We start from the raw sequence: 14625 nt of genomic DNA on the forward strand, positions 1-14625 counted from the left end.
CGAACTAAGGCGCGCCCGGCAACCGTCCAGACGTTGGCATCACGGAAAAGGCAGCAGGCCTTCGACCGCGCCAGCGGCACTTGTCAGTGTATAGTGCAGGCCGCCGTCGGTTGGCGTTGTCGACGGCCTGTCGAGGATCGGCACAGTAAAGATCAGCTTGCCATCCTTTTCGCTGCGCGCCGGGGCACCGAACATGTAGTCGCGTTCGCCAGCAACGAAGAAGTCGGCGCCCTCGGGGCTGCCCGGAAGGCTCGCTTCGACAATCAGCGTTTCGTGGTCGCCCGGCAGTACGTTTATGCCGAAATCGGGCGTTGCCGTGGCGGGCAGGGTGGCAAGGCCTGCCTTGACCAGCGCCGCGTCCTCGGCGTTGTCCGGATCGGCGCCGGGATCGACGGTCAGCCTCGTCTGCACCGGGATGCAGATGGTTTCGCAAATGCCGAGGAAGATATCCGCATCGATGACGGCCGGCTGGCCGGGCGCGGCAAGCGTGAACGTCACCGGCAACGAAACCGGGTGGTCGTAGCCGGCCCATTTGCCATAGCCGTCGTCATGGCGCTGCGGCGGCGGAAACGAAAGCGTCGCGTCGGCAATGTTGGTGCTGGCCGAGACGTCGATCTGTGGCGGCACGCCTGCATCGCCCGGATCGCGCCAATAGGTTTTCCAGCCGGGCTTCAGCGCAATGTCGAGGACGCCCTGGAGACGTCCGGCCTCGTCGGCTTTGCCGCTCGTTACCAGTCGCACCCTGCCGCCTTCGCTGTTGTACCAGGCCGACGAGGAGGCTGAGGCTGGGAGGCCGGTCGCCGATCCAATGGCCACACTAAGCAGCAGGATTTTCAAGCTTTGCATGACGGTGATTTGATCGTCCGTTGATGGCCGCACAATGATTTCATGACGCGGCCGGCATCATATTTGCGTGACCTTCGATTTACGAGCCTGATCAAATCGGGCGCCGCCCATCTTTTCGACGCTTCGGAAACGCGTTACGCTGTGGCCATGGATTTGTTGCGCCATAAAAGGACGGCCGCAGGACCCGGCTTTCTCGACGACCAGTTCCTGATTGCCATGCCCGGCATGAAGGACGACCGCTTCACGCGCTCTGTCATCTACATTTGCGCGCACAGCGACGAGGGCGCGATGGGGCTGATCATCAACCAGACGCAGCAGATGCTGTTTCCGGACCTGCTCGTACAACTTGGCATCATGAATGAGATGGAGGCGATCCGCCTGCCACCGCCGGCGCGCGACTTCGTCGTGCGCAATGGCGGACCGGTGGATCGCAGCCGCGGCTTCGTCCTGCATTCGGGCGACTACCGGGTGGAATCCTCGCTCGCCGTGTCCGACGACGTCTGCCTGACCGCGACCGTCGACATATTGCGCGCCATCTCCTCCGGCCGCGGACCCCGGCGGGCGCTGATGGCGCTCGGTTATGCCGGCTGGGGTGCGGGCCAGCTTGAAAACGAGATCGTCGAGAATGGCTGGCTGACTTGCCCGGCAAGTGCCGAGCTTCTGTTCGACGCCGACATCGACCGCAAATACGACCGGATTCTTGCCTCGATCGGCATCGATCTCGCGCATCTCAGCCTGGCTGCCGGTCACGCCTGAGCCTCATCACGTCCCGAAACTTGTCACGCTTGAGTGAGCGGGTACTGTTCCTTCAGCGTCTTCAGCACCTGGTCGCCCGGCATCGGCGCGCCGAACATGAAGCTCTGCACGTATTCGCAGCCCATCTGCCGCAACTCCAGCGCATCGCTCTCGTCCGAAATGCCTTCGGCGACAACCGACAGGCCGAGTTCATGCGCCATATTGACCATGGATTTGAGCAGCACCGCGCGTTTCGGCGTCGCGTCGTCGACGAAGCTCTTGTCGATCTTGATGGTGTCGAACGGAAAGCGCGTCAGATAGGCCAGCGATGAATAGCCGGTGCCGAAATCGTCCAGCGACAGGCCGATGCCAAGCTGCTTTAGCTTGGTCAGCACATGAGCGGTCTGCTCGGGATTGTCCATTACCAGCGATTCTGTGAGTTCGAGCCGGAAGCAGCGCGGTTTCAGATTGGCCCGCGCGATCACCGAGCGGACGTCGCTGACCAGGTCGCGGCGGATGAGCTGACGGCTGGACAGATTGACCGAGACCGACAGCGGCGCATCGCCGATCTGCTTTTGCCATCCCGCCAGGTCTTCGGCAGCCTGCTGCATGGCGAATAGCCCAAGCTGCACGATAAGGCCGCAGTTTTCGGCGACCGGGATGAAATCCGCCGGCGGGATCATGCCACGCCGCGGATGGTCCCAGCGCAGCAACGCTTCGAAGCCGGCAACGCTGCCGTCCTCCAGCCGCACGATCGGCTGATAGGCAAGCGTGAATTCGCGTCGCTCGATGGCGCGGCGCAGGTCGGACTCGAACTGCAGCCGGTCGGTGCCGACCGTGCGGAAGGCAGGCCGGAAAGGCTCGATCCTGTCGCCGCCGAAGCGCTTGGCTTGATGCATGGCGAGCTCAGCATCCTTGACCATGTCCTCGGCCGAGGTCTGCGTGGAGGTCCAGGTGATCAGCCCGATCGAGGCGGTCAGCACGATCTCGCGCTTGGCGAAGGTGATCGGGTTGTTGATGGCGTGCTTGATGGCATCGGCAATGGCCGCGATGCGAGCCGGATCCTGCTCCGACAAAAGCATCAGCGCGAACTGGTCGCCGGCAAAGCGCGACAGCGAATCCTTCGGCTTGAGCAGCCGGTGCAGCCGCCGCGCGATGGTCAAAAGGATGGTGTCGCCGGCCGAGATGCCGAGCCCGTCATTGACCTGCTTGAAGCGGTCGATGTCGATGACGAAGACGGTCGGGCGCACCTTCTCTTCGGTGCGGGCGATCGAAATGATCGCCTCCAGCCGGTTCATGAACAGCTCGCGGTTGGGCAAGCCCGTCAGATTGTCGTGCACGGCGTCATGCAGCAGCCGTTCCTCGGACTTCTTCTGCTCCGTCACGTCGACCATGGTGCCGACGCAGCGGATGACCTCGCCGTCCGAGCCGATCACCGGCCGGGCGCGCAGCGCAAACCAGTGATAATGCCCGTCGGCGCCGCGCAGGCGGAAGTTTTGCGACACCCGGCCGCGCCGGTGCTCGAGCACGACGTCGAGCGTCGTACGAAACGTGTCGCGGTCGTCGGCATGCAGCACCGGTAGCCAGTTGCGGGCTGGGCCGCCGAGGCTGTTGGGCGCAAGGCCGAGCTGGATGCTTACGTCGGGACGAGTGACGACGCGGTCGCGCAGCACGTCCCAGTCCCACACAGTATCGCCCGATCCGGCAACGGCCAACGCCTGGCGCTCGAGGTCGGAGAACAGGCCCTGATGCAGGGCGCCGCCGGCAAAAGCGTGCTGCATCACGGTGAAGCCGATCAGCAGGATGATGAGGATCAGCCCGCCGCCCAGCGCCGGCTGGGCGATATCGTTGTCGAGCATGCCTGTGATCGCCATCCACGATCCGCATAGCCATAGCAGAACCATCACCCAACTGGGCACCAGCATGATGGCGCGGTCGTAACCGCGGATGCCGAGGAAGATGATCAGGCCGAGCCCGGTCAGCGCGGTGGCGGCGAAGGACAGCCTGGCAATGCCGGCGGCAACCGCCGGATCGATGATGGCGACGCCGGCGATCAGCACCAGCCCGAGAATCCAGACCAGTGCGCCGTAGCTGAAATGGCCGTGCCACCGGTTGAGGTTGAGATAGGCAAACAGGAACACCACGAAGGTCGCCGCAAGCGCCACCTCCGTTCCGGCGCGCCACATCTGCTCATTGCCCGGCGAGATTTCTATTATCTTGTTGAGAAAGCCGAAATCGACGCAGATATAGGCAAGCACCGCCCAGGCCAGGGCCGCCGTTGCCGGGAACATCGAGGTCCCCTTGACGACGAAAAGAATGGTCAGGAATAGCGCCAGCAGGCCGGCGATGCCGATGACGATGCCACGAAACAGCGTGTAGGAATTGACCGAGTCCTTGTAGGATTCAGGGTCCCACAGATAGACCTGCGGCAGCTTGGGCGAGGCGAGTTCGGCGATGAAGGTAATCACCGTTCCGGGGTTGAGCGTCACCCGGAACACGTCGGCGTCGGGGCTGGTCTGGCGGTCGAGCGCAAAGCCTTCGCTGGGCGTGATCGCGGCGATACGTGTCGAGCCGAGATCCGGCCAGAACAGGCCGGAATTCACCAGCCGGAAATGCGGCGCGACAATCAGCCTGTCGAGCTGCTGGTCGGTGGTGTTAGCGAGCGCGAACACCGCCCAGTCGCCGGTCGAGCGTGCGTCATTGGCCTCGACCTCGATGCGCCGCACGATGCCGTCCGGGCCGGGTGCCGTCGAGACCTGGAAATTCTCGCCTTGGTTGCGGTAGATTTCGACGGCGCCCGAAAGGTCGAGCGCCACGTCGTCGCGGGCAATCTTGATCGGTTCGACGGCAAACGCCGAGGATGCCGCGCAGAGCGTGACGATTGCCGCCAGCATAAAGGCAAGCAGCGACCCGTTGCGCAGAAAATTCGTCAAAAATCAGTCCTTTGTTCCAACGCCCGGCGGATCGTCCGCGATTCGGGCGTATAGGTAATGGTCCTGCCAGATGCCGTTGATCCTGAGATAGGATCGTAGCAGTCCTTCGCGCCGGAATCCGGCTTTTTCAAGCACGCGGATCGACCGGGCGTTATCGGGGATACAGGCAGCTTCGATCCGGTGCAACCGCAGCGTTTCGAAGGCGAAACGCGTCACCACCTTGACGGCATCAGTCATCAGGCCGCGTCCGCTGAAGCGCTCGCCGATCCAGTAGCCGATATGGCCGCTTTGGGCGACCCCGTGGCGGATATTGCCGAGGGTGATACCGCCGGCCAGCTTGCCGCTGCTTTTCTCGAAGATGAAGAAGGCGATCGCCGTCCCCTGCGCGTAGTCCTCGCGGTAGCGGCCGATACGATGCCGCCACGCCGTTCGGTCGAGCTCGTCAGGGGTCCATCGCGGTTCCCACGGCTCAAGAAAGGCGCGGCTTTCGCCGCGCAGCACCGACCACTCGCGATAGTCGTTGGTCAGCGGTACGCGCAGCGTGACAAGGTCGCCCTTCAGTGCCGGCAGGTCGCGGCGAAAGAAAGGGAGCGCGAACACGACGCTCGAATAGGCTTAGACGGCGAGCTTGCGGGCAGTGGTCTGCGTGCCCGAAAGCGAATCGAGGATCGCTTCATAGGGCGCGAGTGTACCCACCGGCCCGACGGCTGTAAGCGTCGGCTTGGTCGAAAAAAGCCGAGACGACAGATCCGTCAGCCGCTCGACAGTCAACGCCGACAGCCGCTCCATCAGCTCTTCCTTGGCGATCGGCCTGCCGAACAGAAGCAACTGCCTGGCGATCTGCGAGGCGCGGCTCGCCGGGCTCTCGGCCGACATGATCAGCCCGGCGCGGTATTGGGCACGCGCCCGGTCGAGCTCCTCCTGCAGGATGTTTTCACCGGCCTTTTGCAGCTCGTCGATGATCACAGGCACCAGCTCGGCAATATCGCTTTGTCCGGTCGCCGCATGGACCCCGAAGACGCCGGTATCGGAAAAACCCCAATGGAAGGCATAGACCGAATAGCACAGCCCGCGTTTTTCGCGCACTTCCTGGAAAAGTCGCGACGACATGCCGCCGCCCAGGATCATCGAAAGGACCTGAGAGGCATAGAAATCGCGGACGTGATAGGCGCGGCCCTCGAAACCCAGCACGATCTGCGCGTCCATCAGGTCGCGGTCCTCGCGAAAATCGCCGCCGACATACTGCGCATATTGCGGGATGGTGCCGTCGGCCTTGCCGCGGAAGCTGCCGAGACGCTTTTCGACCTCGCGCACGAAATCGTCGTGCTTGATATCGCCGGCCGCCACCATCACCATGTTCTCGGCGCCGTACTGTCGTTCGATGAAGTCGTGCAGCTGCTTCGAAGTGAAGGATTTGACGGTTTCCGGCGTGCCGAGAATCGAGCGGCCGATAGTCTGGTGGCGAAAGGCGGTCTCGGTAAAGTGATCGAAAACGACATCGTCGGGCGTATCGTGCGCGGCGCCGATCTCCTGCAGAATCACATGCTGCTCGCGCTCCAGCTCCTGCGGATCGAATTCGGATTCCTGCAGGATGTCGGAGAGGATATCGACCGCCAGCGGCACGTCGTCGCTCAGAACCCTTGCATAATAGGAGGTCGTCTCGACGCTGGTGGCGGCATTGATCTCGCCGCCGACGTCCTCGATCTCCGAGGCGATCTCGAAGGCGCTTCGCCGCCTGGTGCCCTTGAAAGCCATGTGCTCGAGCAAGTGCGCCATTCCGTGCTCTTCGTCACGCTCGTTGCGTGCGCCCGACTTGACCCAGGCGCCAAGGGCAACAGATTCGAGGCTTGGAAGGGTTTCGGTGGCGACTGTCAGGCCGTTCGACAGACGGCTTACCTCAACACCCATATGGCAATTACTCCCTAACGCGCCGCCCGCGTGTGGCGGCCGAGATAATCTTCCACCATTTTCAGGTCGGATGGAAGTACCGTGTATTTTTCCTCGGCGCTCATCAACCCGCCTAGCCATGCAGGCAGGGCAGGCGACACGCCACTGGCGGCTTCGACGGCGGCGGGAAACTTTGCCGGGTGTGCAGTGCCCAGCACCACCATCGGCACCTCACCCGCAGCCTTGCCGGCGGCCACATGCACGGCCGCGGCCGTGTGCGGGTCGAGCAGATAGCCGCTCGCCGCAAGTGTGGTGCGGATGGTGGCGGCGACCTCGTCCATGGTGGCGCGGCCGGCGTCGAATTCGGAGCGGATCTTGGCGATTTCGCCGGCCTCGATGGTGAAGGCGTCGGACTGCTTAAGCCCGTCCATGTAGCGCCGCACGGTCGAGGCATCGCGGCCGGCTGCCTCGAACAGCAAGCGCTCGAAATTGGAAGAGACCTGGATGTCCATCGAAGGCGAGGTGGTCGAAAAAACCCCCTTCATGCGGTATTCGCCGGTCGCCAGCGTGCGCGCCAGAATATCGTTGTCGTTGGTTGCGATGATCAGCCGTTCGATCGGCAGCCCCATTTTCTTGGCGGCATAGCCGGCGAAGATGTCGCCGAAATTGCCGGTTGGCACGGTGAAGGAAACCAGCCTGTCGGGCGCGCCCAGCGACAGCGCGGAGGAGAAATAATAGACGATCTGGGCCATGATGCGGGCCCAGTTGATCGAGTTGACGCCGGACAGCGATACCCGGTCGCGAAAACCGTGGTCGTTGAACATGTCCTTCACCAGGCCCTGGCAGTCGTCGAAATTGCCTTCGATCGCCAACGCGTGGACGTTTGCCGCGGTCGAGGTCGTCATCTGCCGCTGCTGTACCGGCGAGACGCGGCCGTGCGGGAAAAGCACGAAGATATCGGTGCGGTTGCGCCCGGCAAAGGCATCGATGGCGGCCCCCCCGGTGTCGCCGGAGGTGGCGCCGACAATGGTGGCGCGCTGGTCACGCTCGGCCAGCACATGGTCCATCAGCCGTGCAAGAAGCTGCATCGCCACGTCCTTGAACGCGAGCGTCGGGCCGTGGAAGAGCTCGAGCACGAAGCTGTTCGGCCCGGTCTGCACCAGCGGGCAGACGGCCTCATGGCGGAAGGTCGCATAGGCTTCGCGCATCAGCCGTTCGAACACCGGCGCCGCGATCTCGCCACCGAGGAACGGCGACAGCACACGGATGGCAAGGTCGGGATAGGCAAGGCCGCGCATGGCGCGGATCTCGGCTAGGGAAAATTGCGGCCAGGCGCTCGGCAGGTAGAGCCCGCCGTCGCGCGCCAGCCCGGCCAGCACCGCGTCGGAAAATCCAAGCGCGGGCGCTTCCCCGCGGGTACTCACATATTGCATCGTCACGTTTCCATTGTTGTCGGGAATTTTGGCCCGCCGCAAGGTGGTGGATTTCTGCGCTGGCTCAGTCGCATTTTTGCCGCGCGGTTGATATACGTCACCGGCTTTGCGAGAGGGAAGTGCAGTTCATGGCGTTTCATTCATTCAACGGTCGTTTTGTCGCGGGTCTGGCGCTCACCGGCTTTATGCTTGCCGCCGCAGGCTGCCAATCGAGCGACAATGGCATTCTCGGCTTCGGCAAGAAGGACACGACACCGCCACCGCCACCCGACCCCAAGGTGCTTTCCAGCCAGCTGCAGGCCTATTGTCCGAAAGTGACGTTGCGTGACGGCACCGCCTTCTTCAATACCTACGCCAAGAGCGGTCCGAAGCCGAAGAAGAAAACCGAGGTCGCCGCCGAGGAAGCCGCCCAGCCGGCAGCGGACGCGGCAGGCGTCGATCAGCCGGACGATTCCGCCAAGATCATTTATCAGGCTTCGATCACCGATGTGACCCGCGACTGCAGCCGCGCCAACGGCTCCTTGTCGATGAAGATAGCCGTCGCCGGCAAGGTCGTGCCTGGCCCGATGTTTACCCCCGGCACCATCACCATGCCGATCCGCATCGCGGTGATGCACGGCACCGAAGTTCTCTATTCGCAGCTTCACTCCTATCAGGTCCAGGTTACCGATCCTTCGAGTGCCACGCAGTTCGTCTTCACCGATTCCAACGTCGTCGTTCCGGAGCCGACGGCGCGGGACTACCAGGCATATGCCGGGTATGACGAGGGCGCTCCGAAAGTAGCGACAGACAAGCCGAAGAAGAAGAAAGCCGCCGCGACCAACTGAGCCGGTGCATTCGCGCCAGGGCGGTTGGAGGCGGCCTCTCAGGCGTCCGCCGACCATTCCGACAGCGCGGCGATCACGCTTTTCAGTTCCGCCCAGCGGCGGATGACCGTTTCCGCGCCGGCCTCGGTCAGCGCATCGGCGTGGCCGGGATAGCTGTGCGCCGCGCCGGTGAAGCCGATTACGCGCATTCCCGCCGTCTTGGCGCCGGTGACGCCATGCACGGAATCCTCGATGACAAAGGTGTTCGCAGGATCGGCCTGGAGCTTTTCCGCGGCGAACCGAAACACGTCCGGCGCCGGCTTGGTCTTCCCGGTCGGGGTTTCCAGCGAGGAAAAGATACGACCGGCAAAGAACGGCAAAAGCTGCACCTTCTCCAGCATGAATTCGATCCGCTCCGAACGCGAATTCGAACAGACGCAGCGCGGCACTGCTACCGCGGCGACAGCTTCGTGCGCCCCGTCGATGGCACGCACGTCGCTGCGCAGTCGGCGATCGACCAGCTGTTCCTCCTTGTCGATCAGGGAGGCCTGGAACGGGATCCGGGACTTTTCCTCGACCCGCATCATGATGTCCTTGAAAGTCAACCCGGCATAGACCTCGGAAATCTCCTCGGCCGATATCTCGTAGCCGGCCGAGGTCAAAAGCTCGGCATCGATACGCGCGGCGATGATTTCGGAATCGACGAGCACGCCGTCGCAATCGAAGATGACAAGATCTGGCTGGGGCATGGTGATCCGGAAAGCGGGATGAAGGGAATGCCGAGGGCCCTTTGGTCCAAACGGCTCAGGCGGCGCGGCATACACCAACAAGCCGGGCTTCGCAAATTCGGCAGTCTGCTTCACTGAATATTTACGCTGATCGGTAACCATAACGGACAGTAAACAGTAACGCGTGCCTTGGGTGTCACAATGTCTGCCGTGCGTCTTCTCGACGAGCTTTCCGATGCTCCCCAGCAATCCGAGTGGCTGGATACGATCCTGAAGGGCGACTGCGTCGCCGCGCTCGAACGGCTGCCGGAAAAGTCGATTGACGTGATCTTCGCCGATCCGCCCTACAATCTGCAGCTCGATGGCGATCTGCACCGGCCCGACCAATCCAAGGTCGATGCCGTCGACGACCATTGGGACCAGTTCGACAGTTTTGAGGCCTACGACGCCTTCACCCGCGCCTGGCTGCTGGCGGCGCGCCGCGTGTTGAAGCCCAACGGCACGATCTGGGTCATCGGCTCCTACCACAATATTTTCAGGGTCGGCGCCAAGATGCAGGACCTGGGCTTCTGGATCCTCAACGACGTCGTCTGGCGCAAAACCAATCCAATGCCCAATTTCCGTGGCCGCCGTTTCCAGAATGCCCACGAGACGATGATCTGGGCCTCTCGCGACCAGAAGGGTAAGGGCTACACTTTCAACTACGAGGCGCTGAAGGCATCGAACGACGACGTCCAGATGCGCTCGGACTGGCTGTTTCCGATCTGCACCGGCGGCGAGCGCCTGAAGAACGACCATGGTGACAAATTGCATCCGACGCAGAAGCCGGAAGCGTTGCTCGCCCGCATCATGACGGCCTCGACCAGGCCGGGCGACATCGTGCTCGACCCGTTCTTCGGTTCAGGTACCACCGGGGCTGTGGCCAGGCGGCTTGGCCGCCACTTCGTCGGCATCGAGCGCGAACAAACCTATATCGATGCCGCCATGGAACGTATCGATGCGGTCCGGCCGCTGGAAGGCGCCAATTTGACGGTACTAACCGGCAAGCGGGCTGAGCCGCGCGTCGCATTCGTCACGCTTCTCGACAATGGCCTGGTGGCGCCCGGCGCCACGCTCTACGACGCCAAGAAGCGCTGGGCGGCAAAGGTGCGTGCCGACGGCACGCTGGCGATCGGCGACAGTGCCGGGTCGATCCACAAGATCGGCGCACAAGTGCAGGGGCTGGACGCCTGCAACGGATGGACCTTCTGGCATTATGAGCGCAGCGGCGGCCTGACCCCGATCGACGAGCTTCGCCGCATTGCACGCCTGGGCATGGAACGGGCAGGGGCCTGACGGCTTCCGAGTTGCGACAGATCGGTTAATGCGAAGGCTCAACCAACTCCCTGGAACCGATTCAAATCACACTTTGATCCCAAGGCGCTCAAGGTCTGCCTTAAGCGTCTGGGCGTCGGTGAACAGCACCGATTGCCAGCCGGCCGCCTTGGCACCGTCGACATTCTTCGGGCTGTCGTCGATGAACAGCGTGGCTGACGGTTCGAGGCCGAACGCGGCGACGTGGTGATCGTAGATGGCGCGATCCGGCTTGATCTGGTGGATGTCGCCGGAAACGGTGACGCCGCGCGGCCGATTGAGGAAATCGAAGCGCTCGCGGGCCTCGGCAAGCGTATCCGCAGCGAAATTGGTCAGCATCGTCACGTCGTGGCCGCTCTCGATCAGGCCGATCATGATGGCGACGCTGTCCTCATAGGCGTGAGGCACCATCTCGTGCCAGTGCCGGCGGAAATTGCGGATATTTTCCGCGTGCTCGGGATATTGCGCGATCGCCAGCGCTTCGGCCTCTTCCCAACTGCGGCCGCGATCCTGCTCGATGTTCCAATCATGCGTGCAGACATTGTCGAAGAACCATTTCCGTTCGTCGGGATCGGGGATCAAGCGACTGAAGGGCAGGTCCGGATCATAGTGGATCAGCACTTTGCCGATGTCGAAAACGATGTGGCGGATTTCAGTCATTCTTCTCTCTTTCAACGCGGCCGCTGCTTCTTCGTCGCGCCCGGTATCGCCGCTTCGATTACCTTTTTCATGACGCTCGGCAGCGCTTCCCCGGAAATTTCATGGACCAGCGACCAGAAATGCCCGGCGGGGGCGGCACTGTCGGTCTCCGCCTTGAACACGTCGAGTTCAAGCGCAAAATGGGTAAAGACATGGCCGATGCGTCCGGCCTGCCGCCAATTGCCGGGGAACGGAGCTGCCGCTTCCGTGGTGGCGCCGTCGATGCGCGCCGTCCAGCCGGTCGTCGGCACCTCAGTCATGCCGCCGAGGAGGCCCTTTTCGATGCGCTTGCGCAAAAGCACGGCGCCGTCGCCCCGGACGGCAACGAAGGCGGCACCGCGGCGTAAGGGTCTTTCGGCCTTGGGCAGGCGGACCGGAAAGCGTTCGGGGTCGCCCGAGATTGTGGCGTTGCAATCCTCGCAAACGGGGCAGAGCATGCAGCGGGGCCGGCGCGGCGTGCAGATCGTCGCGCCCAGGTCCATCATCGCCTGCGCGAAATCGCCGGGCCTTGTCGGGGGAACCATGCGTTCGACCCGGCCGCGTATCTCGCCCTTGGCTTCGCCCAGCGGCGTGGCGATCGAAAACAGCCGTGAGACCACCCGTTCGACATTGCCGTCGACGACCGCGGCTGGTTGGTCGAAGGCGATCGCTGCGATCGCCGCCGCCGTATAGGCGCCGATGCCTGGCAGTTCCCTCAAGCCGGACTCGCTGTCCGGAAAGCGGCCGCCTTGCCGCGCGACGAGATCGGCACAGGCTTTGAGGTTACGAGCGCGGGAATAATAGCCGAGCCCGGCCCAGGCCTTCATGACGTCTTCGGTCGGTGCCGCCGCCAGTGCCTCGACCGTTGGCCATTTCTGCACGAAAGCCCGAAAATAGGATTTTACCGCCTCGACCGTGGTTTGCTGCAGCATCACCTCGGAAAGCCAGACCAGATAGGGATCGGGCCGCGCCCCGCCCGCCAGCGCCCGCGGCGGAACGCGCCAGGGCAGGTCGCGGTGATGCGCGTCGTACCAGCCAAGCAGCCGGGATGCGATCTCGCCATTGTCTCCGGATACGGCCTTGCGGGTCTGGTCGTGCAGTGCCATTGATCGAGGGTCGGCCCTAATCCATTGGTGCTGAAGCTGGTGACTGGAGAACGCACATGGCAGGGAAAAGGCCCTTCGGCAATCCCGTTCCGGTGAGCGATCTCGCAACCGAGATCCTCGACCCAGTGCTGCGCAAGCGGGCCGGCATGTCGATCGGACTGGTCCAGTCATGGGAAGAAATTGCCGGGCCGCGGCTTGCCGGCCGCTCGCGCCCGGAAAAGATCCAGTGGCCGCGCCGCATGCACGAGGACGATCCGTTCGAACCGGCGGTGCTGGTGATTGCCTGCGAGGGTGTAGCGGCACTGCATCTGCAGCACGAGACCGGCGAGATCATCAACCGGGTCAATGCCTTCCTCGGTTTCAATGCGATCGGCCGGATCAGGATCGTGCAGAAGCCGGTAATGGCGGGCAAGGAAAAACCGAAACCCAGTTTGCGGCCATTGACTGCGGCCGAGAAAGCGAAGCTGTCCGGCACCGTCGGTTTGATCGAGGACGGCGGGCTGCGCGCCTCCTTGGAGCGGCTTGGCGCCACCATTCTCGGTCAAAAGAAGCCGTGATCTCGCGCTATCGTGATGGGATGCCCGGATTTGGCGATTGGAATAGGCGCGGTAATGCCTTAATTCGCGCCAACTCTCGCTTTTTGTAGCCTTTGCATTGCAAAATCCAACTATTGCCAGGTGATTCGTATGATCCGTTCCTTGTCCCGCAGAAACCTTTTGACTTCGCTGGCCGCAATACCAGCGGTGGCGCTGCTTGCCGCCTGCAGCGACTCGGGCGAGAAAGCCGAGGCGCAGGATGTGAAGCCTGCGGCTCCGGCGGAACCTGCGAAGCCGGCCGCTCCGGCCGCCGCCAAAGCGCCGGAAGCTCAGGGCACGGTGGATATGGCGGCCTTGTTGAAGCCCGGCGCGCTGCCCGACATGCAGCTCGGCAAGGACGACGCAAAGGTCACTATCGTCGAATATGCTTCGATGACCTGCCCGCACTGCGCGCATTTCGCCGAAACCACATTCCCGGAGCTGAAGACGAAGTATATCGATACCGGCAAGGCCCGCTATATCCTGCGCGAATTTCCGTTCGATCCCAGCGCCGAGGCCGGTTTCATGCTGGCGCGCTGCTCCAAGGACAATTATTTCCCGATGGTCGACGTGCTGTTCAGGCAGCAGGCGAACTGGGTTGGTGTGAACAATACCAAGGACGCACTGCTGCAAATCGCCAAGCTTGCCGGTTTTACACAGGAGTCCTTCGAGGCCTGCTTGACGGACCAGAAACTTCTGGACGATGTGAGATCCGTCCAGAAGCGCGGCGCCGACGAATTCAAGGTTGATTCCACACCGACCTTTTTCATCAACGGAAAGACCTACAAAGGGGCGATGTCGATTGCGGAAATGTCGGCCATCATCGACCCTCTGCTCTGACGTTTCGGCGGCGCCGAAGCGGCGTCGCTTCGGCGTGCGCACTTCTTTGTCTTGCCGCGGATTTTTGTCCTGCCGCGGGTTCTCCTCGCAAAACCGCGGAACAGTTTTGCGAAACTTGGCGATGGGCAGGCGCGAATGAAGTTCTCGCGCCTTCGCCTGCTCGGCTTCAAATCCTTCGTAGAACCCGGCGAGTTCGTCATCGAACGCGGCCTGACAGGCATCGTCGGGCCGAACGGCTGCGGCAAGTCGAACCTGGTCGAGGCGCTGCGCTGGGTTATGGGCGAAAGCTCCTACAAGAACATGCGTGCGTCCGGCATGGACGACGTCATCTTTTCCGGCTCGGGAACGCGTCCGGCCCGCAACACCGCCGAAGTCACGCTCTTCCTTGACAATAGCGACCGCACCGCGCCGTCTGCCTTCAACGACGCCGATGAGTTGCAGGTCTCGCGTCGCATCGAGCGTGAGGCGGGCTCGCTCTACCGCATCAACGGCAAGGAGGCTCGCGCCAAGGACGTTCAGCTGCTGTTCGCCGACCAATCGACCGGCGCCCGCTCGCCCTCGATGGTCGGCCAGGGCCGCATCGGCGAGCTGATCCAGGCAAAGCCGCAGGCGCGCCGCGCGCTCCTGGAAGAGGCAGCCGGAATTTCCGGCCTGCACACGCGCCGCCACGAAGCCGAGCTGCGGCTGAAGGCAGCCGAACAGAAC

The 14625-nt window shown here is 62.9% G+C and carries 14 protein-coding genes; 6 read left to right on the forward strand and 8 right to left on the reverse strand.

Annotation, left to right across the window (positions count from 1 at the left end):
• Nucleotides 1-39 precede the first annotated feature (39 nt).
• Complete coding sequence (locus E5W70_RS10780; protein ID WP_292657497.1) at nucleotides 40-846, reverse strand: protein-disulfide reductase DsbD domain-containing protein; 807 nt, start codon at nucleotides 844-846, stop codon at nucleotides 40-42.
• 147 nt (nucleotides 847-993) lie between these two features.
• Between E5W70_RS10780 and E5W70_RS10785 the strand changes: the two genes are divergently transcribed.
• Nucleotides 994-1602 carry a YqgE/AlgH family protein gene (locus tag E5W70_RS10785; protein WP_292657500.1) on the forward strand — a complete coding sequence of 203 codons (609 nt, stop codon included), beginning with the start codon at nucleotides 994-996 and terminating at the stop codon, nucleotides 1600-1602.
• Between the two features lie 23 nt (nucleotides 1603-1625).
• Here the strand turns inward: E5W70_RS10785 and E5W70_RS10790 are convergent, their stop codons facing one another.
• Genes E5W70_RS10790 through thrC form a run of 4 tightly spaced genes read right to left on the reverse strand, consistent with a single transcriptional unit; the run spans nucleotide 1626 to nucleotide 7834 of the window.
• The gene (locus E5W70_RS10790; RefSeq protein ID WP_292657502.1) at nucleotides 1626-4514 is read right to left on the reverse strand and encodes an EAL domain-containing protein; all 2889 of its coding nucleotides are present in this window, start codon (nucleotides 4512-4514) and stop codon (nucleotides 1626-1628) included.
• A gap of 3 nt (nucleotides 4515-4517) precedes the next feature.
• Nucleotides 4518-5114, reverse strand: coding sequence for a GNAT family protein (locus E5W70_RS10795; protein WP_292657505.1), 597 nt, complete (start codon nucleotides 5112-5114; stop codon nucleotides 4518-4520).
• Between the two features lie 15 nt (nucleotides 5115-5129).
• Nucleotides 5130-6422, reverse strand: a complete 1293-nt coding sequence (locus E5W70_RS10800) for a pitrilysin family protein (protein ID WP_292657506.1) — start codon at nucleotides 6420-6422, stop codon at nucleotides 5130-5132.
• Between the two features lie 14 nt (nucleotides 6423-6436).
• Nucleotides 6437-7834 (reverse strand): threonine synthase, encoded by a 1398-nt coding sequence (gene thrC, locus E5W70_RS10805; RefSeq protein ID WP_292657509.1) that lies wholly within the window; start codon nucleotides 7832-7834, stop codon nucleotides 6437-6439.
• Between the two features lie 128 nt (nucleotides 7835-7962).
• Between thrC and E5W70_RS10810 the strand changes: the two genes are divergently transcribed.
• Nucleotides 7963-8661: a hypothetical protein gene (locus E5W70_RS10810; RefSeq protein WP_292657512.1), complete on the forward strand. Its 699-nt coding sequence runs from the start codon at nucleotides 7963-7965 to the stop codon at nucleotides 8659-8661.
• A 38-nt stretch (nucleotides 8662-8699) separates the two neighbouring features.
• Here E5W70_RS10810 and E5W70_RS10815 read toward each other — a convergent pair whose 3' ends face one another.
• On the reverse strand, nucleotides 8700-9389 hold the full coding sequence (locus E5W70_RS10815) for an HAD family phosphatase (RefSeq protein ID WP_292657514.1): 690 nt from the start codon (nucleotides 9387-9389) through the stop codon (nucleotides 8700-8702).
• A 180-nt stretch (nucleotides 9390-9569) separates the two neighbouring features.
• On the opposite strand from E5W70_RS10815, the gene E5W70_RS10820 reads away from it, so the two are divergent.
• Nucleotides 9570-10703, forward strand: coding sequence for a site-specific DNA-methyltransferase (locus tag E5W70_RS10820; RefSeq protein ID WP_292657516.1), 1134 nt, complete (start codon nucleotides 9570-9572; stop codon nucleotides 10701-10703).
• Between the two features lie 66 nt (nucleotides 10704-10769).
• On the opposite strand, the gene E5W70_RS10825 is transcribed toward E5W70_RS10820, so the two are convergent.
• Together E5W70_RS10825 and mutY are read right to left on the reverse strand one after the other, a co-directional pair.
• Nucleotides 10770-11381, reverse strand: a complete 612-nt coding sequence (locus tag E5W70_RS10825) for an HAD family phosphatase (RefSeq protein ID WP_292657519.1) — start codon at nucleotides 11379-11381, stop codon at nucleotides 10770-10772.
• An 11-nt stretch (nucleotides 11382-11392) separates the two neighbouring features.
• Complete coding sequence (gene mutY, locus E5W70_RS10830) at nucleotides 11393-12505, reverse strand: A/G-specific adenine glycosylase (protein ID WP_292657522.1); 1113 nt, start codon at nucleotides 12503-12505, stop codon at nucleotides 11393-11395.
• A gap of 56 nt (nucleotides 12506-12561) precedes the next feature.
• Here mutY and E5W70_RS10835 point away from each other — a divergent pair, with 56 nt between their 5' ends.
• From E5W70_RS10835 to E5W70_RS10845, 3 genes are all read left to right on the forward strand, one after another.
• Nucleotides 12562-13062: a DUF721 domain-containing protein gene (locus E5W70_RS10835; protein WP_292657525.1), complete on the forward strand. Its 501-nt coding sequence runs from the start codon at nucleotides 12562-12564 to the stop codon at nucleotides 13060-13062.
• A gap of 129 nt (nucleotides 13063-13191) precedes the next feature.
• The gene (locus tag E5W70_RS10840; RefSeq protein WP_292657527.1) at nucleotides 13192-13920 is read left to right on the forward strand and encodes a DsbA family protein; all 729 of its coding nucleotides are present in this window, start codon (nucleotides 13192-13194) and stop codon (nucleotides 13918-13920) included.
• Nucleotides 13921-14055: 135 nt separating this feature from the next.
• On the forward strand, nucleotides 14056-14625 hold a 570-nt coding region (locus E5W70_RS10845), incomplete at its 3' end, for an AAA family ATPase (protein WP_292657530.1).

The organism is Mesorhizobium sp., assembly GCF_005063415.1.
Taxonomy (GTDB): Bacteria; Pseudomonadota; Alphaproteobacteria; order Rhizobiales; family Rhizobiaceae; genus Mesorhizobium.